Annotated in this window: 22 protein-coding genes and 1 tRNA gene; 17 read left to right on the forward strand and 6 right to left on the reverse strand. The window is 64.3% G+C overall.

All coding sequences use genetic code 11. The features are described from left to right. Position 1 precedes the first annotated feature (1 nt). From ABE960_RS02365 to ABE960_RS02375, 3 genes are read right to left on the reverse strand one after another with little or no spacing between them, the layout of a single operon-like run. Positions 2 to 3,925 (reverse strand): response regulator, encoded by a 3,924-nt coding sequence (locus ABE960_RS02365; RefSeq protein ID WP_349760615.1) that lies wholly within the window; start codon positions 3,923 to 3,925, stop codon positions 2 to 4. Next, complete coding sequence (locus ABE960_RS02370) at positions 3,922 to 4,302, reverse strand: response regulator (protein WP_349760616.1); 381 nt, start codon at positions 4,300 to 4,302, stop codon at positions 3,922 to 3,924. Before ABE960_RS02370 ends, ABE960_RS02365 begins: the two co-directional genes overlap by 4 nt. Then, positions 4,302 to 5,939 carry an ATP-binding protein gene (locus ABE960_RS02375; RefSeq protein ID WP_349760617.1) on the reverse strand — a complete coding sequence of 546 codons (1,638 nt, stop codon included), beginning with the start codon at positions 5,937 to 5,939 and terminating at the stop codon, positions 4,302 to 4,304. Before ABE960_RS02375 ends, ABE960_RS02370 begins: the two co-directional genes overlap by 1 nt. Positions 5,940 to 6,428: 489 nt before the next feature. On the opposite strand from ABE960_RS02375, the gene ABE960_RS02380 reads away from it, so the two are divergent. After that, positions 6,429 to 7,412: a sensor domain-containing diguanylate cyclase gene (locus ABE960_RS02380; RefSeq protein ID WP_349760618.1), complete on the forward strand. Its 984-nt coding sequence runs from the start codon at positions 6,429 to 6,431 to the stop codon at positions 7,410 to 7,412. A gap of 27 nt (positions 7,413 to 7,439) precedes the next feature. On the opposite strand, the gene ABE960_RS02385 is transcribed toward ABE960_RS02380, so the two are convergent. Further along, positions 7,440 to 7,646, reverse strand: coding sequence for a hypothetical protein (locus ABE960_RS02385; protein ID WP_349760619.1), 207 nt, complete (start codon positions 7,644 to 7,646; stop codon positions 7,440 to 7,442). Between the two features lie 101 nt (positions 7,647 to 7,747). After that, a tRNA-Leu gene (locus tag ABE960_RS02390) sits at positions 7,748 to 7,834 on the reverse strand. Between the two features lie 138 nt (positions 7,835 to 7,972). On the opposite strand from ABE960_RS02390, the gene queA reads away from it, so the two are divergent. The 5 genes from queA to secF all read left to right on the forward strand — a co-directional run bounded on the left by queA (position 7,973) and on the right by secF (position 13,577). Continuing rightward, positions 7,973 to 9,010, forward strand: coding sequence for a tRNA preQ1(34) S-adenosylmethionine ribosyltransferase-isomerase QueA (queA, locus tag ABE960_RS02395; RefSeq protein ID WP_349760620.1), 1,038 nt, complete (start codon positions 7,973 to 7,975; stop codon positions 9,008 to 9,010). Between the two features lie 105 nt (positions 9,011 to 9,115). Further along, positions 9,116 to 10,234 (forward strand): tRNA guanosine(34) transglycosylase Tgt, encoded by a 1,119-nt coding sequence (gene tgt / locus ABE960_RS02400; protein ID WP_349760621.1) that lies wholly within the window; start codon positions 9,116 to 9,118, stop codon positions 10,232 to 10,234. A 65-nt stretch (positions 10,235 to 10,299) separates the two neighbouring features. Continuing rightward, positions 10,300 to 10,635, forward strand: a complete 336-nt coding sequence (yajC, locus tag ABE960_RS02405) for a preprotein translocase subunit YajC (protein ID WP_349760622.1) — start codon at positions 10,300 to 10,302, stop codon at positions 10,633 to 10,635. A gap of 158 nt (positions 10,636 to 10,793) precedes the next feature. Beyond that, a complete protein-coding gene (secD, locus tag ABE960_RS02410) occupies positions 10,794 to 12,644 on the forward strand; it encodes a protein translocase subunit SecD (protein ID WP_349760623.1) in 1,851 nt (616 codons plus the stop codon). Positions 12,645 to 12,653: 9 nt separating this feature from the next. Continuing rightward, on the forward strand, positions 12,654 to 13,577 hold the full coding sequence (secF, locus tag ABE960_RS02415; protein WP_349760624.1) for a protein translocase subunit SecF: 924 nt from the start codon (positions 12,654 to 12,656) through the stop codon (positions 13,575 to 13,577). A 98-nt stretch (positions 13,578 to 13,675) separates the two neighbouring features. On the opposite strand, the gene ABE960_RS02420 is transcribed toward secF, so the two are convergent. Beyond that, positions 13,676 to 14,470 (reverse strand): inositol monophosphatase family protein, encoded by a 795-nt coding sequence (locus tag ABE960_RS02420; RefSeq protein WP_349760625.1) that lies wholly within the window; start codon positions 14,468 to 14,470, stop codon positions 13,676 to 13,678. Between the two features lie 144 nt (positions 14,471 to 14,614). On the opposite strand from ABE960_RS02420, the gene trmJ reads away from it, so the two are divergent. From trmJ to hisS, 11 genes are all read left to right on the forward strand, one after another. Continuing rightward, on the forward strand, positions 14,615 to 15,361 hold the full coding sequence (trmJ, locus tag ABE960_RS02425) for a tRNA (cytosine(32)/uridine(32)-2'-O)-methyltransferase TrmJ (RefSeq protein WP_349760626.1): 747 nt from the start codon (positions 14,615 to 14,617) through the stop codon (positions 15,359 to 15,361). Between the two features lie 110 nt (positions 15,362 to 15,471). Next, entirely contained in the window at positions 15,472 to 16,353 is an 882-nt protein-coding gene (gene cysE / locus ABE960_RS02430; protein ID WP_349760627.1) for a serine O-acetyltransferase, read from the forward strand. Between the two features lie 110 nt (positions 16,354 to 16,463). After that, positions 16,464 to 16,931: an Rrf2 family transcriptional regulator gene (locus ABE960_RS02435; protein WP_349760628.1), complete on the forward strand. Its 468-nt coding sequence runs from the start codon at positions 16,464 to 16,466 to the stop codon at positions 16,929 to 16,931. A 43-nt stretch (positions 16,932 to 16,974) separates the two neighbouring features. Continuing rightward, positions 16,975 to 18,132: an aminotransferase class V-fold PLP-dependent enzyme gene (locus tag ABE960_RS02440; protein ID WP_349760629.1), complete on the forward strand. Its 1,158-nt coding sequence runs from the start codon at positions 16,975 to 16,977 to the stop codon at positions 18,130 to 18,132. 25 nt (positions 18,133 to 18,157) lie between these two features. Further along, a complete protein-coding gene (locus ABE960_RS02445; RefSeq protein ID WP_349760630.1) occupies positions 18,158 to 18,484 on the forward strand; it encodes a HesB/IscA family protein in 327 nt (108 codons plus the stop codon). 172 nt (positions 18,485 to 18,656) lie between these two features. Further along, positions 18,657 to 19,082: a nucleoside-diphosphate kinase gene (gene ndk, locus ABE960_RS02450; protein ID WP_349760631.1), complete on the forward strand. Its 426-nt coding sequence runs from the start codon at positions 18,657 to 18,659 to the stop codon at positions 19,080 to 19,082. 61 nt (positions 19,083 to 19,143) lie between these two features. After that, positions 19,144 to 20,271: a dual-specificity RNA methyltransferase RlmN gene (gene rlmN, locus ABE960_RS02455; RefSeq protein WP_349760632.1), complete on the forward strand. Its 1,128-nt coding sequence runs from the start codon at positions 19,144 to 19,146 to the stop codon at positions 20,269 to 20,271. Positions 20,272 to 20,393: 122 nt separating this feature from the next. Continuing rightward, positions 20,394 to 21,128 carry a type IV pilus biogenesis/stability protein PilW gene (gene pilW, locus ABE960_RS02460; RefSeq protein ID WP_349760633.1) on the forward strand — a complete coding sequence of 245 codons (735 nt, stop codon included), beginning with the start codon at positions 20,394 to 20,396 and terminating at the stop codon, positions 21,126 to 21,128. A gap of 30 nt (positions 21,129 to 21,158) precedes the next feature. Further along, positions 21,159 to 22,196 (forward strand): RodZ domain-containing protein, encoded by a 1,038-nt coding sequence (locus tag ABE960_RS02465; protein ID WP_349760634.1) that lies wholly within the window; start codon positions 21,159 to 21,161, stop codon positions 22,194 to 22,196. A 10-nt stretch (positions 22,197 to 22,206) separates the two neighbouring features. Next, positions 22,207 to 23,322 (forward strand): flavodoxin-dependent (E)-4-hydroxy-3-methylbut-2-enyl-diphosphate synthase, encoded by a 1,116-nt coding sequence (ispG, locus tag ABE960_RS02470; RefSeq protein ID WP_349760635.1) that lies wholly within the window; start codon positions 22,207 to 22,209, stop codon positions 23,320 to 23,322. A gap of 26 nt (positions 23,323 to 23,348) precedes the next feature. Beyond that, positions 23,349 to 24,644: a histidine--tRNA ligase gene (gene hisS, locus ABE960_RS02475; RefSeq protein WP_349760636.1), complete on the forward strand. Its 1,296-nt coding sequence runs from the start codon at positions 23,349 to 23,351 to the stop codon at positions 24,642 to 24,644. The last annotated feature ends 22 nt before the right edge of the window (positions 24,645 to 24,666 follow it).

A 24,666-nucleotide genomic window follows, 5' to 3' on the forward strand; every position in this document is an offset into this window, starting at 1 on the left:
ATCAGTCCAGCGCCTCCCTTGTCGGCCCATCCGGCTTCAGGTGCGCATCCACTGTCTCGAGAAAGGCCACCTCATCCAAAGGCTTGGTCAGATAGTCATCGAAGCCCGCCCGCCTGGCGCGCTTGATATCATCGGGCATGGTAATGGCGCTCACCGCCACGATCGGAACACCCCGGTTCATGGGGTCGTTGCGGAGAATCTCGAGCACCTCGAAGCCATTCAACCCCGGCAAGTTGATGTCGAGAAGAATCAGGGCGGGACGCTGATCTCGAGCCATGGCGATGCCCTGCTCGGCTACCTCCGCAGTGAAAAGCCTGATGTGGCTTCGGCCTCGAAGCAGCTTCTCCACGACTAATAGATTGGCAGGATTGTCCTCGATGTAGAGCACTGCTTGCTGTGCGTGGTGACCGTCAGGCTCGCTGGCTGCTGTCTGGGTCTCGCTCATCTCGGAGGGCGGTCGGTGTAGCTCATTGGGAAGCTCGATACTGAAGCAACTGCCCACCCCGAGCTCGCTTTCCACCTCCAGGTGCCCGTCCATGAGTTCGGTGAGGCGCCGAGCGATGCTCAGGCCAATGCCGGTGCCCTCGATGGCGGTGCCCTCGGCCGCGAGACGATTGAATGGCTGGAAGAGCGCCGCATGGTCTTCCGGCGCAATGCCCATGCCGGTATCGGTGACCTGGATCTGCAGGCGCATCTCGCCCAGTGGGATAGACCCCACCTTGACCTGCCCCGCCTCGCGGTTGTACTTCACGGCATTCGATAGCAGGTTGAGCAGCACCTGTTTTAGTCGTGTGCGATCGGCCTGTACCACGGCTCCCTCAAGGCCTTCGGTGCTGATCTGGATGCCCCGTTTGGCGGCCTGGCCGCGCACCAATCCCAGGCATTCCTCGACCACCTTGGCCACCGAGACCGGCTCCAGGAAAAGATCCATCCGCCCGGATTCCACTTTGGCCAGGTCGAGCACCTCGTTGATCAGGACAAGCAGGTGGTGCCCGGCCTTGAGGATCTCCGCCACGCTGTCCTGCTGATCAACACCGAGGCCTTCCTCGTACTCGAGAATCTGGGCAAAGCCAATGATGGCATTGAGCGGCGTGCGCAGCTCATGGCTCATGTTGGAGAGAAATTCGGACTTGGCCCGGTTGGCGCGATCGGCTTCTTCACGGGCACGAATCAGGGCGGCTTCAGCCTCCTTGCGGGCATCGATGTCGCTGTGGATGCCTATCACCCGTATAGGCTTGCCTTCGATGTCGCGCGCGGCCACGGTGCTGCGGCAGAGAATCCATTTATAGCGGCCATCCTTGCAGCGCAGGCGTACTTCTATCTTGTAGGTATTACGGCGATTCTCAAGAAAGCCATTAACGCGCTCCTGGATAAGAGGCAGGTCATCGGGGTGGATGTGTCTCTGCAAGGCTTGCCCATCTAGGGAGAACTCCTCGGGAGGATAGCCGAGCATCTCGGAGTAGAGCCGCGAATAATGGGTGACATTTCGAGGAATATCCCAGTCCCAGACCCCATCGCCTGCTCCCTCCACGGCGAAGATAAAGCGTTCCTGGCTCTCGCGCAGGGCTCTGTCTGCTTCCACCCTTTCGGTGATGTCCTGCACCACGCCCAGCATCTGCAAGGCGTCGCCCTTCTCATCGTGCAGCACGGCCCCTTGCGCGAGTAGCCTGCGCACGCGGCCATCGGGCCACACTACGCGGAACTCGCATTCATAGGGTGCAGCGTCCTCGACAGCGACGCGAATGGCCTCATTGAGGATATCCCGATCCTCGGGGTGCACCGCCTGCATGAAGTTGTCAAAGCTGGCTTCGGTCTCCTCACCCTCCGGGTAGCCGAGCAGGGGGGCAACCTGCTCCGTCCAGTAGAGTTCGCCACTTTGAATGTTCCACTCCCAGCTGCCGATGTTGGCGTACATCTGAGCGAGGCGCAGGCGCTCCTGATAGCGTTCGATCTCGGCCTGGGCACGCCTGCTTTCAGTGATGTCGTGAAAGCTCCACACCCGGCCAATGGCGTTGGTGTCACCTCCGATCACCGCCTGGGAGTAAACCTCGAGGAAACGGCCATCGAGCAGTTCGACAGTGTCGTTCAGGGTATCCTGGTTCTGATAGAGCCTATCGAGATGATCGAGGAAGTTGCCTTCTTCGGTTCGTTTCACCTTGTGCTGCATCATCCTGAGGTGTTCACGTTCATCCCTCCCCAGGTGGTACGTCGGTACAGGCAGCCCCCAGAGTGTCCAGAATTGCTCGTTGGCAAAACTCACGCGACGGTCGGGGGTCACCGAGAGGATGCCGTCCTGAGTGGCGTCCAGGGTAGTGACGAGTTCGCGCTCCCGCTGGTTGAGTGCCTGTTCCGCCTGCTTCAACCGAGTGATATCGGTGCGAATCGAGATATACTGGTAGGGTTTGCCCGTGTCATCGAGAAAGGGAGTGATGGTGCTTTCCACCCAGTAGTCTCTGCCCTCCTTGCTGCGGTTGCAGATTTCCCCCTTCCATACCCGTCCGCTGCTGATGGTCAGCCACAGCTGGCGGTAGAATTCCGGTGGATGAACGTCGGACTTCAAGATGCGGTGATTCTGTCCCAGAAGCTCCTGTCGAGAATAGCCGCTGATCTGACAGAAGAGATTGTTGGCCGCAATGATTTGGCCGCGGTTGTCGGTAACACTCACGATGGCATGGTGATTGACTGCCATGTGTTCGCGCTTGCGCTCGTAGAGCGAGGATTCCAGGCGCTTGCGCATGGTGACAAGCTGGCGGCTGCGGCGAGCACGCACCGACACCGCCTCGATGAAGTGTTCTGGCAGCACCGGCTTGACCAGGAAGTCATCGCCACCGAGGCTGAGTGCCTGGAGCTGCTGCTGAAGGTCAGTCTCCGCGGAGAGAAAGAGGATCGGCAATTCAAGATGGTTGTCGCCTTCGCGCAGGACGGCGGCGAGTTCGGGTCCGCTTACCTCGGGCATGTGGACATCGAGCACCACCACCTCCGGCGACCATTGCGCCATTGCCTCGAGCAGTTTCATCGGCTCGGCCAGGGAGAGCACCTGCATGCCAGCGCTCTCGAGCACCAATGACTGACTTTCCAGGAGCAGGGGGTCGTCATCTACCAGCAATACACGATACGGCGTGTATGGCTCGCGTCCGAGAAGGGCGTCCAGCAGGTCGGAGAGATTCGCGAGGTTCACCGGCTTGGTCAGATAGCGGCGGGCCCCGGCCCGCAGGGCCGCAAGCTTTGCCTCGAGATCGTCGCGCACCGATATCACAACGACCGGAATCCCTGCGCTGCCGCCAAGACCGAGCTCCTGAATCAGCTCAGCCCCCTGCAGGGCACCGTCCTCGAGCACCATGTCGAGGATTACCGCCTCTGGCGACTCGGCGTGGGGATCCGTTAACGCCTGCCGAAAATCTTCGGTCTGCGCAAAGCCCCGCGTGCGATAGCCACTGTCTTCCAGGGCCTGCGCCATGTGGGCAAGCTGCAGGGCATCGTCCTCAAGCAGGAACAGAAGCGGCTGGGAAGAAGCTGCCGAGGGTGGTGCCGGCACGGGCAGAGACTGCGAGGCGCTCGAAAGGCTCTGGCGCGCCACCGCAAACAGGTTTCCGAGCGCGCGCTCGAGTGCCTTCTGCCGAGCAGGGGTTGGCGGCGCCGTCTCCTTCAGCTCGTCAAGGACGAGCTTCTCCATGCGGCGGGCACTCTGCGAGAGGCCTGGCATACCGAAGGTGCCGGCGGTGCCGGTGAGCCGGTGCGAAAGGGTGTGAAGGGATTCGAGCTCGGCTCTGCGGCTTGCATCGGAAAGCTGGACTTCCGGTGAGAGTTCATTCGGTGAGAGCGCATCCAGGTGCTGTTTCAACGCTTCCAGGCGCCCTGGCAATTGCTCGCGAAACTGCCGACCTAGCGCCTCCAGGGCCTCGAGGGCCTCTTGTGGCGTGGTCATGACGACGCTTCCTGCCACAGGGCCTTGACCTGGCTTGGCAGCGTCATGGGATCGAAGGGTTTGGCGATCACCCCGCAGGCGCCCAGGGCCAGATAGTGCGAGATGTCATCGCGCTGCACCCGGGCGGTCATGAAGGCGACGGGCACCTGGGCCAGGGCAGGCTCTTGGCGCAGGGCGGCCAGCGTGTCCGGACCATCCATGCCGGGCATCATCACGTCGAGCAGAATCATGTCCGGGGCAAAGGCCCCGGCCTTCTCCAGGGCCTCGCTGCCGGAGCTGCAGAGCTTTACTTCGAAGCCTCCAAGGGCCTGCAGGGCTAGCCTGGCCACGGCCTGGATGTCCGGGTCGTCTTCCACGCAGAGAATTCGCTGCAGCATCAGGGTCTGTCTCCTGATTTCGAGAGTTGGTCGTTTTGTGGTACGCCCATTGCCGCAAGCATGGCCTCGGGGCTTGTCCGGGTCTTGAGCAATACTTCATCGACACTTGCGCGGTCGGCCTCAGGCACCTCCTGCGCGGTGAGCACGACGATGCGTGCCTCGGGCAGGCGGGTGCGGATCTCGGGCACCAGCGTCCAGCCGCTGCCATCCGGCAGGCCGATATCGAGCAGGATCACGTCGAAGTCCTCAAGGGCCACACGCGTCCTTGCCTCGCCGAGGGTTCCGGCATGCTCTAGGCCCACATCCTTGCCTATCTGGGCTTCGAGCACGCGGCAAAGGTCCAGATCGTCCTCGATCACCAACACCTGCCAGGCGCTTCTTTTCCTGGCACCGTCAACTGTCGTGGCCACCCTGGTGGGCGTGGCCGCCTTGGCAGCAAGAGGGCTTGCCGGCAGAGTGAAGTGAAAGCGGGCGCCTTCACCCTCAATGGAGTGAAAGCCGATCTCCCCGTTCATGCGCTCGACCATCTCGCGGCTGATGGCAAGACCAAGACCGGTACCGCCCCGTGTGCGGGTGTCGACGTCTTCCGCCTGGGCAAACTTCTCGAACATCCGTTCCTGGAACTCGGCAGAAATGCCCCGACCGTGATCCTGCACACTGACCTCTACCCTTCCGTCCCTGTAGTCGGCACCGAGTTCTATCTGGCCGCCGGGGTGTGAGAACTTCAGGGCATTGGAAAGCAGGTTGGCCAGCACCTGCTGCAAGCGCTGGGCATCGACCGTGACCGTTACCTCGGCAAGGGGCTCAGGGATGTCGATGGTGATCTCGCGCTCCTGACCGTAGGTACTCAAGGCCTTGACGGACTGGCGAATCATCGGCGCCAGTGGCTGTGGCTGCATGTCAAAGTGCATCTTGCCGGACGAGAGCTTCTCGATGTCGAGCAGGTCGTTGATCAGAAAGGTCAGACGCTTGCTGTTGTTGTAGGCGATATCGAGCATCTGGTCGGCCTCGGCAGAGAAGCTTCCCAGTATGCCGCTGTCGAGAAGCCCCAGCGCCCCCGAGATGGAGGTGAGCGGAGTGCGAAGTTCGTGGCTGACCATGGAAACGAACTCGCCTTTCAGCTTCTCGGCACGTTCGCGCACCTGCTCGAGGACCTGCTTGTTGATCTCACTCTCGACACAGGCGGCGAGATCGACAAGCTGTTGGCGCTCGCCTGTGTCAAGCTTGCCGGGGTGGGGGTCAAGCAGGCAGAGCGTGCCCAGCGCAAAGCCGCTGGCGGAAAACAGCGGCACGCCTGCGTAGAAGCGGATGAAGGGCTCACCGGTGACCAGCGGATTGTCCTGAAAGCGCGGATCCTGCCAGGTGTCCTGGACCTCGAAGATATCCCTGGCAAGAATCGCGTGACCGCAAAACGAGATTTCCCGGGGTGTCTCGCATGCTTCTAGCCCCTGGCGTGACTTGAACCACTGGCGATCGCTGTCGATGAGCGAGATCAGCACCGTGGAGACCCCGAGGGCGCGTTGGGTGATGCGAGTCAGACGATCGAAGCGCTCCTCGGGGGGGGTATCGAGAATTCCTCGGGCGTGGAGTGCGGCCAGACGCTCGAGCTCGTCTTCGGGAAGGGGTGGCGGCTGCATTACGAACATCTCATGGGCAGCATGGCAAAAAACGTTCTCTCAACATGCCAAGGTTTTATTATAAATCGATAAGTTATTCATTATTAACGATTATCGATCGCCCTCTGCGTCATTGTCAATCCATGGCATGTCTACGGCCGCAATGAGCCTTGCAGTGTGGCATTTTTTTCACCTGGTTCAAATATTTCCTGTGAGTCGTGCAGAAATACCTATCTTTCTAGAGCGGCATCTGGTTCAGCAGTCGGCGCCGGGCATCACCACCATCAGGTCGAGCACCGGGGCCATGTGCCAGCGTTCGTGGATGACACCACCATCAGGGTGGCTCCCCCCTCTATGTGTCGAAGGAACCGTGGTATCTCCTTCTATTCAGCGACTGCATGCCAGGCCGCGCATAAAAAACATGGCGGCATGATGTTCAGCTTGTGGGTGAAACGCTAGACTCATCATGATGATGGAAACGTTTAAAAACTAGAAATCGGAGCGGTCTGCATGTTCGAGGTGAAGCTGAATGATGAAGAGGGTCGAGTCCGCGCCCTGGAGCGCCTTGGTGTCCTCGATACCGAAGCGGATACGGCCTTTGAAAACATAGCAGCCCTCGTCCGTCAGGTCCTCAAGGTACCGATGAGTGGGGTTTCACTGATAGATCGTCGTCGACACTGGTTCAAGGCGAGACGCGGCATCGATGTGCAGGAGTTTCCGCGCGAACTATCCTTCTGCTCCAGGACCATCGACCAGACCGGCGCGCATATCATTTCCGATGCTCGAATAGATCCACTCTACGCCGATCATCCTTTCGTGGTGGGAGACCCTAGCGTTGTATCCTACGTCGGATTTCCGCTAACCACTCCGGATGGATACAACATCGGGAGCCTTTGTGCGATGGGAACCTCGCCACGCGAGTTCACGTCCGAAGAAGTGGATATCCTTTCCAATTTCGCAAAGATCCTGATCGATAGCATTGAACTGCGCCAAACGGCATCTTCCGACGTCCTGACGGGGGCCATGAATCGGCGTGGATGGATGACAGAGGCGAAATCAGAACTTGGACGTGCGGCACGATACAAACAGCCGGTTTCTCTGGCCATGATGGACATCGATAAGTTCAAATTGGTAAACGATACCTGGGGGCATCCTGCTGGAGATGTCGTGATCGCGGGCCTCGCCAATCTAAACATGGACATGGTGCGCGAGTCCGACCTGTTCGGCCGGCTGGGCGGGGAGGAGTTTGCCTTGTTGATGCCGCAAACGTCGCCGGATCAAGCTGCGGCACTGGCAGAACGGATTCGTTCGAATTTCGAAGCCCTGTCGTTCGACATCAACAATGACACCCCGATCTCTTGTACGGTCAGTATCGGAGTCACCCATCTCGGCTCGGAAGACGATACGCTCGAGCAGATGCTGGAACGCGCAGACCAGGCCCTGTATCGGGCCAAGAAGGGTGGGAGGAATCGGGTGGTATTCTCGAACGAGTAAACCGTTTGGGAAGCGCTTTCCGGTGCCTTATCCGCTGACCCTCTTCCACTTCATTACCTTCTTGCCACCAGCACTTGCCGAGGTGGCCAGATAGGCGGCCCATTGCTTCATCACGTGGGCGCCGCTCTTATCGACGCGCAGCAGCAAGCCCGCCACGTCGCCAATGGCATGGAAGCCAGGGGTGGTGAGGCGCTTCACCTCAAGGGCCGATAGGGGATGGGCTTTCTTGGGCATGGCCGCTTGCCAACATCCTTACCAACACAGTTCATGTTATTGGATGCTGGTTCATGCCACGCAAGGCCATAAGAAAAGAGGGGGCAAGTAGCTGTTCTTGCTGGTACCGGCGGTCGGACTCGAACCGACAAGAGGTTGCCCCCGGCGGATTTTGAATCCGCTGCGTCTACCAATTCCGCCACGCCGGCAACGCGTGGGCATTATACGTGGGCACCGGGGCAGGTCAATCGGCCGGCTGACTTCGCCGCGTCGAGACGGTATCCTTGCGGGCTTTGCGCGACTCTCCGAGTCGCCCATGACGCCTTTCATCCGGACCGAAACGTCTCATGCAGCGTGCCGACTTCCACTACGAGCTCCCCGATGAGCTGATCGCCCGCTATCCCTCCGAGCAGCGCAGCGACTGCCGCCTGCTATGCGTCGATGGCGAGAGCGGGACGCCCATCCACCGCCGCTTCCCCGACCTGGTCGAACTGCTCGAACCCGGGGACCTGCTGGTCTTCAACGACACCCGCGTGATTCCCGCCCGCCTGCATGGCCAGAAGGCCAGCGGCGGCAAGGTGGAGATGCTGCTAGAGCGCCCGCTGGATGCCCACCGAGGCCTGGCGCACCTGCGTTCGAGCAAGTCGCCAAAGCCCGGCACCGAGCTGATCTTCGAGGGCGGCATCCGGGCCGTGGTGGAGGGACGCCGCGACGCGCTCTTCGAGCTGTATTTTCCCGGCGAAACGCCGCTGATCAGCCTGCTGGAGCAACATGGCCACATGCCGCTGCCGCCCTACATCACCCGTGAGGACGAGCTGGCCGACCGGGAGCGCTACCAGACCGTCTATGCGCGCCGCGACGGCGCCGTGGCGGCGCCCACCGCAGGGCTGCACTTCGACGAGCCGCTGCTGGCGGCCCTCGCGGAGAAGGGCGTGGAGAGCGCCTACGTCACCCTGCACGTGGGCGCCGGCACCTTCCAGCCGGTGCGCGCCGACGACATCCGTGAGCACCAGATGCACAGCGAGTGGATCGACGTGACGGAAGAGGCCTGCGAGCAGGTGCGCCGGGCCAGGGCCGCGGGCCGCCGTGTGATCGCCGTGGGCACCACCAGCGTGCGCTGCCTGGAATCGGCCTGTATGAAAAGCGCCGACGGCGAGATAGCTCCCTACAGCGGCGAGACCGACATCTTCATCTACCCCGGATACGAATGGCGCTGCGTCGATGCCCTGGTGACCAATTTCCACCTCCCGGAGTCGACCCTGCTGATGCTGGTATCGTCCTTTGCCGGCTTCGGCACGACGATGGCAGCCTATCGGTCGGCGGTAGCCGAGCGCTATGCCTTCTTCAGCTATGGCGATGCCATGTTTCTCGAGCGTGCGCCCTGACCGGCACGCCCTCACACGACAGCCCTGGCATCCGGTTCCCGACACGCCGCCGGCACAGGGCACACCCGATGCGCAACGAGACTGCCCATGCGTAAAGAAAGCTTCATGACATTCGAGCGCCTGGCCGGCGACGGTCGGGCCCGGCGCGGCCGCCTGACCTTCCCTCGGGGAACGGTGGAAACTCCCGCCTTCATGCCGGTGGGCACCTACGGCACCGTCAAGGGCATGACGCCCCAGTCGGTCAAGGAGATCGGCGCCGAGATCATCCTCGGCAACACCTTCCACCTCTGGCTGCGCCCCGGCACCGAGGTGATCGAGGCCCATGGCGATCTCCACGACTTCGCCCAGTGGGACAGGCCCATCCTCACCGACTCCGGCGGCTTCCAGGTGTTCTCGCTGGGCGCCATGCGCAAGATCACCGAGCAGGGCGTGCACTTCCGCTCGCCGGTGAATGGCGACAAGGTGTTCATGGGCCCCGAGGAGTCCATGGCCGTACAGCGCTCGCTGGGCTCCGACGTGGTGATGATCTTCGACGAGTGCACCCCCTACCCGGCCACAGAGCAGGAGGCCGAGCTTTCCATGCAGCGCTCGCTGCGCTGGGCGAGGCGCTCCCGGGAGGCCCATGGCGACTCGCCCTCGGCCCTTTTCGGCATCATTCAGGGCGGCATGTATCCCGAGCTTCGCGAAGCGTCCCTGAAGGGCCTGCTGGAGATCGGCTTCGACGGCCTGGCCATCGGTGGCCTCTCCGTCGGCGAGCCCAAGGAGGAGATGATCGGGGTGCTCGACTACCTGCCGAGCTGGATGCCGGAGGACACCCCGCGCTACCTGATGGGTGTGGGCAAGCCCGAGGACCTGGTGGAGGGCGTGCGCCGCGGAGTCGACATGTTCGACTGCGTGATGCCCACCCGCAACGCGAGAAACGGGCACCTCTTCACCGCAGAGGGCACGGTCAAGATCCGCAACGCCAGGCACCGCCACGACACGGGGCCGCTGGAGGAGGGCTGCGACTGCTACACCTGCCAGCACTTCTCGCGCAGCTATCTTCACCACCTCGATCGCTGCGGCGAGATGCTCGGTTCGATGCTCAATACCATCCATAACCTGCGCCACTACCAGCGCCTGATGGCCAGTTTGCGCGGTGCCATCGAAGCGGGTACATTGGCGAACTTCGTGGAAGGCTTCTATACGCAGCGCGGCCTGCCGGTTCCTCCCGCACCGAATTGATCCATGTCCGGCCCACCGGGTCGGTCATCAATATTCTGCTTTCACTACTCAGGAGATCGTCATACATGCTGGACTTCTTCATTTCCCCGGCCATGGCCCAGGATGCCGCTGCGCCCGGTGGCGGCATCGCTCAGATCGTCATGCTGGTCGGCTTCGTGGCCATCTTCTACTTCCTGCTGTGGCGCCCCCAGGCCAAGCGTGCCAAGCAGCACAAGCAGCTGATCGGCAACCTCGCCAAGGGTGACGAGATCGTCATCGGCGGCGGCATGCTGGGCCGCATCACCAAGGTGAGTGACGACAGCGAGTTCCTGAGCATGGAAATCGCCGAAGGCACCGAGGTCAGCGTGCAGAAGAACGCCGTGGCCGCCGTCCTGCCCAAGGGCACCATCAAGTCCATCTGACCCGGGTGTCTCCCGCCCCCGCCGCCGGCCTTCCCTGACCGCGGCGGGGGTAGCCCTGCGGCCGGTGCGGCAGGAGCCGCGCGACCGGCTCCCGCCCTCACCGGCCGCCTTGTCGCCTCGTCAGCCTCCAACGTCCGAAACCTGAGGACAGGGCCCCCATGCTCAACCGTTACCCCATGTGGAAGTATCTGCTGATACTCGTCGTCCTCCTCGCCGGCCTGGTCTACTCCCTCCCCAACCTCTTCCCCGCAGACCCGGCAGTCCAGATCAGCAGCGAGCGGGGCGACGCCACCATCGATGAGCGCCAGCTCGAGCGCATCCGCGACGCCCTCGGTGAGACCGGTATCGAGATCAGTGACACCGAGCGGGAGGCGAATCGCGTCCTGATCCGCCTCGACAACACCGATGACCAGATCAAGGCTCGGGATCGTATCGCCGAGATGCTGGGCGGTGACTACGTGGTCGCGCTGAACCTGGCCGAATCGACCCCGGAATGGCTCCAGTCGCTCTCCGCATCGCCCATGACCCTCGGCCTCGACCTGCGCGGTGGCGTCCACTTCCTGCTCGAAGTCGACATGGATGCCGCGCTGACCCAGCGTATAGAGGTCAACGCCAGCGCCATGCGCGAACAGCTGCGCGGCGAGCGCATCCGCTACCGCGATACCCAGGTCGAGGGTCGTACCCTCTCCATGGCGTTCGCCAACGTGGAGGATCGCGACGAGGCGCGCCGCCTGATAAGCCGCGAATTCCCCGAATTCACCTACACCGAAGAAGGGGATGATCGTGGCGCCCGGCTGATCATGACCATGACCGACCAGGCCGTGCAGGAGCTTCAGGACTACGCCATCAATCAGAACCTGACCACCCTGCGCAACCGCGTCAACGAGCTGGGGGTGGCCGAGCCGCTGGTGCAGCGCCAGGGGCCGGACCGGATCGTGGTGGAACTGCCCGGCGTCCAGGACACCGTGGCCGCCAAGCGTATCGTGGGCGCCACCGCCAACCTCGAATTCCGCCTCGAGGCGCGCCCGGATACCCCGGACAACGAGACGGAATCCTTCCCGTTCCGCAACAGCGAGTCGCGCCGCGCCGACCTGATGCGCGACGTGATCATCACCGGCGACAGCGTCTCGAATGCCAACCACAGCTTCGATGAGAACGGCCGTCCCCAAGTCAACATCGACCTGGACGGCACCGGCGGCACCCTGATGAACCGGGCCACCCGGACCAACATCGGACGCAACATGGCGGTGCTGTTCATCGAGCACAAGACCCGCGAGACCACCACGATGGTGGACGGCGAGGAGGTCGTCGAGCGCGACCCCTACACCGAGCGCGGCATCATCAGCCTGGCCACCATCCAGAGCGCCCTGGGCAACAGCTTTCGCATCACCGGGCTCGACTCGCCCACCGAGGCGGCCGAGCTCGCCCTGCTGCTGCGCTCGGGCTCGCTGGCCGCGCCGATCTACTTCGCCCAGGAACGCACCATCGGGCCGAGCCTCGGCGCCGAGAACATCGAGCGCGGCGTGCTCTCGGTGCAGATCGGCCTGTTGCTGGTTGTGCTGTTCATGCTGGCACGCTACAAGGTGTTCGGGATCTTCGCCAACGTCGCACTGGCGCTCAACCTGACCCTGCTGGTGGCCGCCATGTCGCTGCTCGGGGCCACCCTGACGCTACCAGGCATCGCCGGCATCGTGCTGACTCTGGGGATGGCGGTGGACGCCAACGTGCTGATCTTCGAGCGCATCCGCGAGGAGCTGCGCACGGGGCTCTCGGTGCAACAGGCCATCCACGCCGGCTACGAACGTGCCTTCACCTCGATCGTCGATGCCAACATCACCACCCTGCTGGTGGCGCTGATCCTGTTCTCGATCGGCACCGGGCCGGTCAAGGGCTTCGCCGTGACCCTGTCGCTGGGCATCCTGACCTCGCTGTTCACCGCCCTGATGGTGACTCGCGCCATGGTCAACCTGTGCTACGGCGGCAAGCCACTCAAGAAGCTCTGGATATAAGAGGTGCCTATGAAATCCCTGATACCCCGCGAAATTGACTTCATGGGCGGGCGCCGGATCGCCTTCGCGATCTCGGCGGCGTTGCTGCTGGCGTCGATCGTCTCGATGCTGCTGCTGGGGCTCAACCTGGGCCTCGACTTCACCGGCGGCACCCTGGTGGAGGTCCGCTTCGCCACCGCGCCGGCGCTCGACACGCTGCGCCAGGCCCTGGAGGCCGCCGGCTTCCAGGACGTGGCGGTGCAAACCTTCGGCGCCTCCACCGAGGTGCTGATCCGCCTGCAACAGGCCTTCGAGGCAGGCGTCGGCAACCAGGTGGTGGCGCTGCTGCAGGACGCCGGCAACGATGTCTCCCTGGTGCGCGCCGAATTCGTCGGTGCCCAGGTCGGCGACCAGCTTCGCGACCAGAGCGGCACGGGCATGCTGGTGGCACTCGGCATCGTGATGCTCTACGTGGCGGCGCGCTTCCAGTACAAGTTCGCCGTGGGCGCCCTGCTGGCCCTGCTTCACGATGTCATCATCGTGGTCGGCGCCTTCGCGCTGTTCGGCTTCGAGTTCGACCTCACCGTGCTGGCAGCAGTGCTGGCGGTAATCGGTTACTCGCTCAATGACACCATCGTGGTCTATGACCGTATCCGCGAGAATATCCGCAAGTCGCGGATCGACGACATGCCGACCATCTTCAACGAGTCCATCAACCAGACCCTGTCGCGCACCCTGGCGACCTCCGGCACCACCCTGCTGGTGCTGCTGGCGCTGGTGATCCTCGGCGGCGACATGATCCACTACTTCGCGGTGGCGCTGATCCTCGGCGTGCTGGTCGGGACCTTCTCGTCCATCTACGTGTCCGCGGCCCTGCTGCTGCCGCTCAAGCTGCAGCGCGAGGACCTGATCCCGGCGCGCAAGGAAGACCCGGAGGCCGAAGAGCTGCCCTGATAGCGGGAAGCTGCAGGCCATAGAGGTAGAAACAGAAAGCCCCCGCCGGTGATACCGACGGGGGCTTTCCTTGTGGCTTGGCGCATGTCGCTCGACGCTTAGAAATGCGGCTTGAGCTGCTGCACCAGGGCCTTGTAGAGGCGCGGCCCGGCCGCCATCAGACGCCCCTCGACCCCGACGCTGGGCTGGCCATCGGGCGTCCCCATCAGGGCACCGCTCTCCTTGATCAGCAAAGAGCCGACGTGCAGGTCCTGCTCCTCAAGGCCGAGCACGAAGGCGGCATCGGCACGCCCGGCTGCCAGCTCGGCGATGTCGAGCAGGCCGCTGCCGGAGGCGCGCTGCTGCTCGATCTGCGGGCCAAGCTGCTGGACAAGGGTCAGGTAGGAGGGCAGGAAGCGCGCACGCAGTCCCGTCTCGGGAAGGCCCATGGCGATACGAGTGCCGGTCACGGCGGTGTTCTTCGTCACGCGGATGCGCTTGCCATTGAGCTGAGCGCCGCGACCGCGACTGACCAGATATTCGTCATCGCTGAAGGGGCAGATCACCACCGCATGCTCCGGGCGGCCGTTGACGAGACAGACCACCGACAGCGCGAAGCCTGGGGCGGCAACGCTGAGGTTGGAATAGCCGTGGAAGGGTTCGATCTTCCAGACGGTGTCGGCGCCCTCGCCCTCGCCGGCGCGATGAGGCGTAAAGCGACCTTCGATACCGTGTTGCGGGTACCCGCGGGAGAGCTGACGAGCGATCAGCGTCTCGGCGTTGCGGGCGGCGTCCTCGAGTAGACGATCGAGGTTGTGCTCCTGGTGGGAGTTCTCGATTCGCTCGCGGATGCGCAGGAACTGTTCGCCGGCACTGCGTGCTGCACGCAGTGCGAATTGGACCATCGGATGCATGATCAGGCCTTGGGGAGTCGGTGGTGTTAAAGAACGGATCGGCGCGAATCCTAGCAGACCCGCGGCGGATGCGCCATTCGTGGCCACTGGCCCGCGTGGTAGAATCCAAGGCCCTCGTCTCTTCCAGGATCCACAGGCCCCACCATGCTCGAGCGCATCCGCATCGTCCTGATCGGCACCAGCCACCCCGGCAACATCGGCGGCACCGCCCGCGCCATGCACAACATGGGCCTTTCCGACCTGGCCCTGGTGGCGCCGCGCTGCGAGCCGCTAACCGCCGACACCGTTTCCCGCGCCTCGGGAGCCGACCATATCGTCCACGACGCACGCACGGTCGACTCCCTCGAGCAGGCTGTCAGTGAGTGCACTCTGGTAGTCGGCGCCAGCGCCCGCTCGCGCACCCTGCCCTGGCCGATGATCACTCCCCGCGCCCTGGGCGACCGCCTGCCCACGGAGCTGGCTGCCCCGGCGTCTCGCGTGGCCCTGGTCTTCGGTCGCGAGGACAGCGGCCTCACCAACACCGAGCTGCAACGCTGTCATGCCCATGTGCATATCCCCACCAACCCCGACTTCAGTTCCCTGAACCTGGCCGCAGCCGTTCAAGTGCTGGCCTACGAGTGCCGACAGGCCTGGCTCGGACAGCAGGCAACGGCCGACCCGGTCGAAGCGGAACCGTCCCTGTCGCTTGCCACCCATGAGGAGCTCGAGCACTATTTCGAGCATCTGGAACGGGCCCTGGTCGCCATCGGCTTCCACGACCCGGCCACTCCGCGGCAGTTGATGGCCCGGCTGCGACGCTTCACCCTGCGGGCCCGCCCCGAGCGCATGGAACTCAACATCCTGCGCGGCATCCTCACCGCCACCGAACAGCAGGCCGAGCGCCGCGAGTAGAAATCGGTCGCGCCTTGAAGCCGGCCCGCCGCGCCCCCACTATGAATGCCACTGCATGAAAGCCACTGCTCATCGCCCTGCCAACCGCCCTGCCACCCAAGGACCGCTGCATGCTTGAACGTCTGCGCGAGGACATCAACAGCGTATTCGCCCGCGACCCGGCGGCACGCAACTTCCTGGAAGTGCTGACCAACTACCCGGGGCTGCATGCCTTGGTGGCGCACCGACTGAGTCACTGGCTGTGGCGGAAGAACCTGAAGTGGCTGGCGCGCACCCTGTCTCAGCTGTTTCGCTTGCTGACGGGCATCGAGATCCACCCCGGGGCGAAGATCGGCCGACGCTTCTTCATCGACCATGGCATGGGGGTGGTGATCGGCGAGACCGCCGAGGTGGGCGACGACGTCACCCTCTATCAGGGCGTGACCCTCGGCGGCACCAGCTGGAACAAGGGCAAGCGCCACCCGACCCTGGAGGACGGGGTGATCGTCGGCGCCGGCGCCAAGATCCTCGGCCCCTTCAGCGTGGGCAGGGGGGCCAAGATCGGCTCCAACGCGGTGGTCACCAAGGAGGTGCCTGCCGGCGCCACCGTGGTCGGCATACCCGGCAAGGTCGTCCAGCGCACCGATCCGGACCAGGCGGAGGAGATGGAAGTGGATCCCGCGCGTCGCGAGTCGATGCGCCGCAAGTTCGGCTTCGACGCCTACGGAATCAGCCAGGACATGCCCGACCCGGTGGCCCGCTCGATCCAGGCGATGCTCGACCACATGCATGCCGTGGACGAGCGAATCGAGCTCATGTGCACTACCCTGCGCAAGGTCGACGCCAGCTATCGGGATGGTCGCCTGCCGGAGTTGCGCGACGAGGACTTCGCCGACATTCTCGCCGACGTGGACGGCTGCTGCCCGCCTCTGGAGAAGCCCGGGGAGGAACCCAAAGAAGTGAACGAAGACGCTCCAGACAGATATCCGGGTAGAAACGAGAGAGGACGTTAACCCCTCACCTCGCCGGGGCAATGGTTGACCGCGACACTCGGCCTTTACCATAATGGTCGATCACGTTCATTGACTGCCGACCTGCGCGTCGGTGCCGAGGTGAGTTCCTCATGCGCCTGACCACCAAGGGACGCTACGCCGTCACCGCCATGCTCGACCTGGCCATGAATGCCGAGATCGGCCCCATCAGCCTCGCCGACATCTCGAAGCGCCAGGAGATCTCGCTCTCCTATCTGGAACAGCTGTTCGCGCGGCTACGCCGGGCCGGGCTGGTGGACAGCGTGCGCGGCCCGGGCGGAGGCTACCTTCTGGCCATGGCGCCGGAGGCCATCACCGTGGCTCAGGTCATCGAGGCCGTCAACGAGTCGGTGGATTCCACCCGCTGCGGCGGCCTCTCGGATTGCCAGCAGGGCGACACCTGCCTGACCCATCACCTGTGGTGCGAGCTTTCCGACCACATCCACGGCTTCCTTCGGAAAGTCACCCTGGACCAGCTGGCCGGGCGCGGGGAGATCCAGGCGATCGCTAACCGCCAACGGGGCCGCCAGGATGACGGCATCCTGATATCGACCACCTGAACCACCGCCCCTGTCATCCATCCCCAGAACCGACTGCGAGCCCATGAGCGCACCCGTCTACCTCGATTATGCCGCCACTACCCCGGTCGATCCGCGGGTCGCCGAGGTCATGAGCCGATACCTGACGATGGATGGCATCTTCGCCAACCCCGCTTCGCGCAGCCACATGCTGGGGTGGCAGGCGGAACAGGCCGTGGAGAGTGCTCGCCGTCAGGTCGCCGACCTGATCGGCGCCGACCCCCGCGAGATCGTCTGGACCAGCGGGGCCACCGAGGCCGACAATCTGGCGCTGACCGGATTCATGCGAGCGAATCGCGCCCGGGGACGGCACCTGGTGACCTCCGTCATCGAACACAAGGCGGTGGTCGATACCGCCGCTGCGCTGGAAGTCGAGGGATTCGAGGTAACCTGGCTCACCCCGGATCGCGGCGGCCGCATCACGCCGGGGCAGTTGCGCGAGGCCATGCGAGACGACACCGTGCTGGTCTCGTTGATGGCCGTGAACAACGAGCTCGGCGTGATCCACGACCTGGCGTCGCTGGCCGAGGTGGCCCATGAAAACGACGCCGTCTTCCATGTGGATGCTGCCCAGGCCGTCGGGCGCATCCCACTGGACGTGACGCGGCTGGGCATCGACCTGATGTCGCTCTCCGGCCACAAGGCCTATGGCCCCAAGGGGATCGGCGTCCTCTATGTACGGCGCAGCCCCGACCTGCGGCTTGAAGCGCTGATCCATGGCGGTGGACACGAGCGCGGCATGCGCTCGGGCACCCTGGCCACCCACCAGATCGCCGGCATGGGCGAGGCCTTCGCCCTCACGGCCGCCGAGGGGGAGGCCGACCAGGCCCGCATCACCGCGCTGCGTGATCGCCTGCTGGTCGGGCTCGACGATCTGGATGGCATCCACCGCAACACCGTCGTCGAAGCGTCGGTACCCAACATCCTCAGCCTGGCCTTCGAGGGCGTGGATGGAGAGTCACTGCTGATGGCGCTGCGCGACATCGCGCTCTCCACCGGCTCGGCCTGCAACTCGGCGAGCGTCGAGCCGTCCTATGTACTAAAGGGCATCGGGCTGCCTCGCCCGCTCGCGATGGCCTCGCTGCGCTTCAGCTTCGGCCGCTTCACCACCGAAGCCGACATCGACCGCACACTGGATGCCCTGCGACACGCCCTGGACGGGCTGCGTCGCCGGGCGGTTTGACCCCACCCCTATCAGGAGAGTGACCATGGCGCACCTTTCGATCACCACTGCCGCCGCCGAGCAGATCCACCGGGTGCTCGACGAGCGCGGCCACGGCCTTGGCCTGCGGGTCTCGGTCAAGCCAAGCGGCTGCTCCGGCTACAGCTACGTGCTCGACTTCGCCGACGAAGCCGCCAATGACGACGTGACCTTCGAGGAACACGGCGTGACCGTCTACGTGGCCCCCGAGGCCCTGGAGATGCTCGACGGCAGTGAGGTCGACTATGTCACGGAGGGGCTCAACCGCTTCTTCCGTTTCAACAACCCCAACGTCAAGGACGAGTGCGGCTGCGGCGAGAGCTTCAGCGTCTGAACGATTGTTCAACGCCGCCCCGGAGCGTTATAATGCGCGCCCAGTCGGCGAACACCGCCGGATCGCCGGACAGTTTCATCCGATTTCGCCGCGCCGCCCCGCGCTCCCGACAGCGGAGCAACGGGCGGCGCGGCGCTATCCATCGACCCAATCCAACCGGAGACATGCCCCCATGGCCAACCAGCGCACCCTGTCCATCATCAAGCCCGATGCCGTCGCCAAGAACGTGATCGGCGAGATCGAGAGCCGCTTCGAGAAGGGCGGCCTGAAGATCGTTGCCGCCAAGATGCTGCAACTCTCCGAGGAGAAGGCCGGCGGCTTCTATGCCGAGCACAAGGAGCGTCCCTTCTTCAAGGATCTGGTCGGCTTCATGACCTCCGGCCCGGTGATCGTGCAGGTGCTCGAGGGCGAGGACGCCATCGCCAAGAACCGTGACCTGATGGGCGCCACCAACCCCAAGGAAGCGGCCGCCGGCACCATCCGCGCCGATTTCGCCGAAACCATCGACGCCAACGCCGCCCACGGTTCCGATTCCCCGGAATCCGCCGAGCGCGAGATCGCCTACTTCTTCGAGGCCGACGAGATCTGCTCGCGCTGATCCCGTCTCTCACAGGGGGGTGGCCACACCCCCGCCCTGCCCCACCGACGCGCTGACCGCCATGACCGCCACCACTGCTCCCCGACTCACCAACCTGCTCGGCATGACGCGCGAGGAGATGGAAGCCTTCTTTATCTCCATCGGCGAGAAGAAGTTCCGTGCCGCCCAGGTGATGAAGTGGATCCATATCGAGGGCTGCGACGACTTTGCGTCCATGACCAACCTCTCCAAGGCGCTGCGTTCTCGCCTGGATGAGGTCGCCGAGATCCGCGGCCCGGGCGTGGTCTACGAGGGCTCGTCAAGCGACGGTACCCGCAAGTGGGTGCTCGAGGTGGAAGACGGCAGTTACGTGGAGACGGTGCTGATCCCCGCCGACAACGGCAAGCGTCGCACCCTGTGTGTCTCTTCCCAGGTGGGTTGCTCGCTGGACTGCAGCTTCTGCTCCACCGGCAAGCAGGGCTTCCAACGCAACCTCACCGCCGCCGAGATCATCGGTCAGGTGTGGGTGGCCCAGCGCAGCGTCGGTCCGCGTCGGGACACCGCCAACCGCCCCGTCACCAACGTGGTGATGATGGGCATGGGCGAGCCGCTGCTGAACTACGACGCCGTCGTGCCGGCGATGAAGCTGATGCTCGACGACGACGGTTACGGCCTCTCCAAGCGCCGCGTCACGCTCTCCACCTCAGGGGTGGTGCCGATGATCGACAAGCTCGGGGACGAGCTCGACGTGAGCCTGGCCATCTCGCTGCATGCCGCCAACGACGAGCTGCGTAACGAGCTGGTGCCGCTCAACCGCAAGTACAACATTCGCAGCCTGCTCGATGCCTGCCACCGCTACCTGGCCAAGTGCCACGACACGCGGATGGTGACCATCGAGTACACGGTGATCAAGGACGTCAACGACCAGCAGGAGCATGCCGAGCAGCTCGCCGCCCTGCTCGAGGAGCTGCCGTGCAAGATCAACCTGATCCCGTTCAACCCCTTCCCGCACTCGGGCTACGAGAAGCCGTCACGCAACCAGGTGATGCGCTTCCAGCAGTGGCTCTATGAGCTCGGCTACACGGCGATGATACGCTCCACCCGCGGCGACGACATCGATGCCGCCTGCGGCCAGCTGGTGGGACGCGTCAAGGATCGCACCAAGCGCCATGCCCGCTACATCCAGTCGATCCAGATCGACGCAGACTGATCGGAGGACACCTTGACTTCGACCAGGCTCGGCGCTTTGATGAACGGGCCTTTTTTCACCGCCGGCCGCGTCTCGAACGCTACCTGCGGCCATCGGTTACGTGCCTATCTGGAGAGGATGCCATGACCCCGTGCACGCGCATGAACGGCTTCAGGCAGATACCCGCCGCCATCATGCTGCTGGGGGCGTTGTGGCTATCCGGCTGCGCCACCCAGGCCAACCTCGGCGAGGACTCCGCCGAGGCCTATACCCGGCTCGGCGTGGCCTACCTGGAGCGTGACAACCTGCCACGTGCCATGAACGCTCTGGAGCGCGCCCTGGAGATCGATCCCGGCGATGCCGAGGCCCTTCAGGCCATGGCCATGGTCCACCAGCGCCAGGGAGACGGGGAACTGGCCAGCGAGATGTTCCGACGTGCCATCGAGGCCGAGCCGTCGTTTACCCGAGCACGCAACAATTACGCGGCCTTGCTGTATGATCGTGGCCGCATCGCCGAGGCCTGTGAACAGCTCGAGCAGGCCTCCCAGGATACCCAGTACGACAGCCGTGGGCAGCTGTTCGCCAATCTCGGCCAATGCCGCCTCGAGATGGGCGACGTCACTGCCGCCCGCGAGAGCCTCGCCCGCGCCCAGGCCATCGACTCACGCAGCGCGCGCAGCTACTTCCTGCTGGCAGAGCTCGAGTACGCCCAGGGAAACCTCGAGCGTGCCGAGCAGCAACTGGAGGGCTACATGCGACTGGCCGGCCCCCGCGCCGAGGCCCTGCGCCTGGCCCGTGACATTGCCCGCCAGCGCGGCGACACGGAGACCGCCGGCTTCTATGCCGACCAGTTGGAGGGAACTCATGCCGGGCCCTGACCACCGTTTTCTGACGAAGGATGCTCAGCTATGAGCGACATTCGCATCGATGATGCCGCCGAGACCATTCCACGCCAGGGCTCGCCCGGCGAACTGCTGCGTCGCGAGCGCGAGTCCCAGGGACTCGATCGCGAGGAAGTGGCCGAGGCCTTGAATCTGCGCCCGGCGGTGATACAGGGGCTGGAGGACGACAGCTACGAGCAAGTGCCCGTCGCCGTCTATCGCCGCGGCTACCTGCGCAGCTATGCCCAACTGCTGGGCATCGACGAGCGCGTGGTCCTTGACGCCTACAAGGCGCAAAACGGAAACGATGACACCGAGCATCGTGTCACACCTGTCCAGATCAACCGCCCACCATCACGGCTCGGGACCTGGCTGTTCCGTCTGGTCACCCTCCTGGTGATCGCCGGCATTATCGGCCTGACATTGATGTGGTGGCAGAGCCGCGGCGGCAGCCAGCCGCCCCGCCTGGGCGACAGCGGGCCGGTCTCGGTAGACAGCCTCGATGGCACCACCACCATCACCGAGAGCCCCGGGGGCGAGAGCGACGCCCTGCCGCCGCTGCCTGAGGAGGAGAGCGACCTCGGCCTGGTCGACCCGTCCATCCCGGCGGCCGAGACGAACGGGACCGAACCGGTCACCCTTGGCGACGGGCAGGTGCCCGCCCAGAGCGAAATCGTCACCGATGACACCATGAGCGACTCAGCCATCACCGACGCAGCCATCAGCGACGAGGGCGAGACGCCCGCAGACGTCGCACCCACCGTGGCTACTGATGTTGCGGCGATCGCCCCCGAGGCCATCGATGAGGCTCCGGCCACCGATTCCCGGGTACTGGAACTGGCTTTCAATGAGCAGTCATGGACCGAGATCTTCGATGCCAGCAACCAGCGCATCTTCGTCGGCCTCCAGGAACCCGGCACCACGGCACGCGTCGAAGGCGAACCACCGTTCCGCCTGACAGTGGGCAACGCCACCGGCGTCGAACTGATCTGGGGTGGCGAGCCCGTCGACCTCGTGGCCCGCGCCGGCGCCAACAACGTTGCCCGCTTCTCTCTGGGAGAATGATTCCGTCACCATGCACGCAAAATCCCCCATCGTTCGTCGCAAATCTCGCCAGATCCAGGTCGGCAGGGTGCCGGTCGGGGGCGATGCCCCCATCTCCGTGCAGAGCATGACCAACACCGACACCCTGGACGTGGCGGCCACCGTGGCGCAGATTCGCCAGCTGGAGGCCGCCGGGGCGGACATCGTGCGGGTCTCGGTACCCGACATGGATGCCGCCGAGGCCTTCGGTCGCATCAAGCGCGAGGTCGAGGTCCCCCTGGTGGCCGATATCCATTTCGACTACAAGATCGCCCTGCGCGTCGCCGAACTCGGCGTCGACTGCCTGCGCATCAACCCCGGCAATATCGGCAAGGAAGAGCGCGTCCGCGCCGTGGTCAGCGCCGCGCGAGACAACGGCATCCCGATCCGCATCGGCGTCAATGCCGGCTCGCTGGAGAAGGACCTGCAGAAGAAGTACGGCGAGCCGACTCCCGAGGCCCTGGTCGAATCTGCCATGCGCCATATCGATCATCTCGATCGCCTCGACTTCCAGGAGTACAAGGTCAGCGTCAAGGCCTCCGATGTCTTCATGGCCGTGGCCGCCTACCGCCAGCTCGCCACGCGCATCGAGCAGCCGCTGCATCTGGGCATCACCGAGGCCGGCGGCCTGCGCTCGGGCACCGTCAAGTCCTCCATCGGCCTCGGCATGCTGCTGATGGACGGCATCGGCGACACCATCCGCGTATCGCTCGCCGCTGACCCCGTCGAGGAGATCAAGGTCGGCTACGACATGCTCAAGAGCCTGCGCCTGCGCAGCAAGGGCATCAACTTCATCGCCTGCCCCAGCTGCTCGCGCCAGAACTTCGACGTCATCGGCACCATGAACGCCCTCGAGGAGCGCCTCGAGGACGTCATGACGCCTCTGGACGTCTCGGTGATCGGCTGCGTGGTCAACGGTCCCGGCGAGGCGAAGGAAACCGACGTTGGCCTCACCGGCGGCAGCCCCGCCAACCTCGTCTATCTGGACGGCAAGCCGGCCAGAAAGCTGCGCAACGACCACCTCGTCGACGACCTCGAGCGGCTGATCCGCGACAAGGTCCGCGAGAAGCAGCAGGCCGAGCAGGACGTGATCGTCCGGGACGCCTGAGCCGGCGCCCCCACAAGGAGCAAGCATTGAGCAAGAAGATCCAGGCCATCCGTGGCATGAACGACCTGCTGCCCGAGCAGTCCCCGCTGTGGCAGTACTTCGAGGGCCAGGTACGCTCACTGATGGCCCGCTACGGCTATGACGAGATCCGCACCCCCATCGTCGAGCAGACCGCGCTCTTCAAGCGCTCCATCGGCGAGGTCACCGATATCGTCGAGAAGGAGATGTACACCTTCGAGGACCGCAACGGCGACAGCCTGACGCTGCGTCCCGAGGGGACGGCGAGCTGCGTGCGTGCCGCCATGGAGCATGGCCTGCTGCACAACCAGACCCAGCGCCTGTGGTACCAGGGACCGATGTTCCGCCACGAGCGCCCACAGAAGGGCCGCTACCGCCAGTTCCACCAGATCGGTGTGGAGACCTTCGGCCTCGAGGGCCCGGACATCGATGCCGAGACCATCCTGCTATCGGCACGCCTGTGGCAACAGCTCGGCCTGGCCGAGCACGTCACCCTGGAGCTCAACTCCCTGGGGTCCTCCGAGGCCCGTGCCGCCTACCGCGACACCCTGGTGGCCTACTTCGACCGGCACCACGAGCTGCTCGATGAGGACTCGCGGCGGCGCCTGACCAGCAACCCGATGCGCATCCTCGACTCGAAGAATCCCGAGATGGCCGAGATGCTCGACGGCGCCCCGAAGCTGATGGACCACCTGGACGATGCGTCGCGGGACCACTTCGAACGGCTCTGTGAACTGCTCGACACCGCCGGCATCGATTACGAGATCAATCCCCGGCTGGTACGCGGCCTGGATTACTATGGTCGGACCGTCTTCGAATGGACCACCCAGGCCCTCGGCAGCCAGGGTACGGTCTGTGCTGGCGGACGCTACGACGGCCTGGTGGAGCAGCTCGGCGGCAAGCCGACTCCCGCGGTGGGCTTCGCCATGGGCATCGAACGGCTGATCCTGCTGCTCGATACCCTGGAACTGGTACCCAACGAGGCCCGCGGCGCGCTGGATGTCTACCTGTTGCCCATGGGCGAGGCGGCCAACGCCACGGCCCTTCTGCTCGGCGAGCGCCTGCGCGAGGCTCTGCCGGCGATGCGCCTGCAACTGCATTGCGGCGGAGGCAGCTTCAAGAGCCGCATGAAGAAGGCCGACAAGAGCGGTGCCCGCCTGGCACTGCTGCTCGGCGAGGACGAGCTGGCAGAAGGCAGCGTGACCCTTAAGTTCATGCGTGAAGAGCGTGAACAGCAGAGCCTGCCCATGACCGAAATTGCCGACACCCTGACATCCCTGCTCGAAGGCGATTCTCTCGCCTGACGGACACCCGCATTAGAGGAGA

It is taken from the genome of Halomonas aquatica, from assembly GCF_040196335.1.
Lineage (GTDB): Bacteria > Pseudomonadota > Gammaproteobacteria > Pseudomonadales > Halomonadaceae > Halomonas > Halomonas aquatica.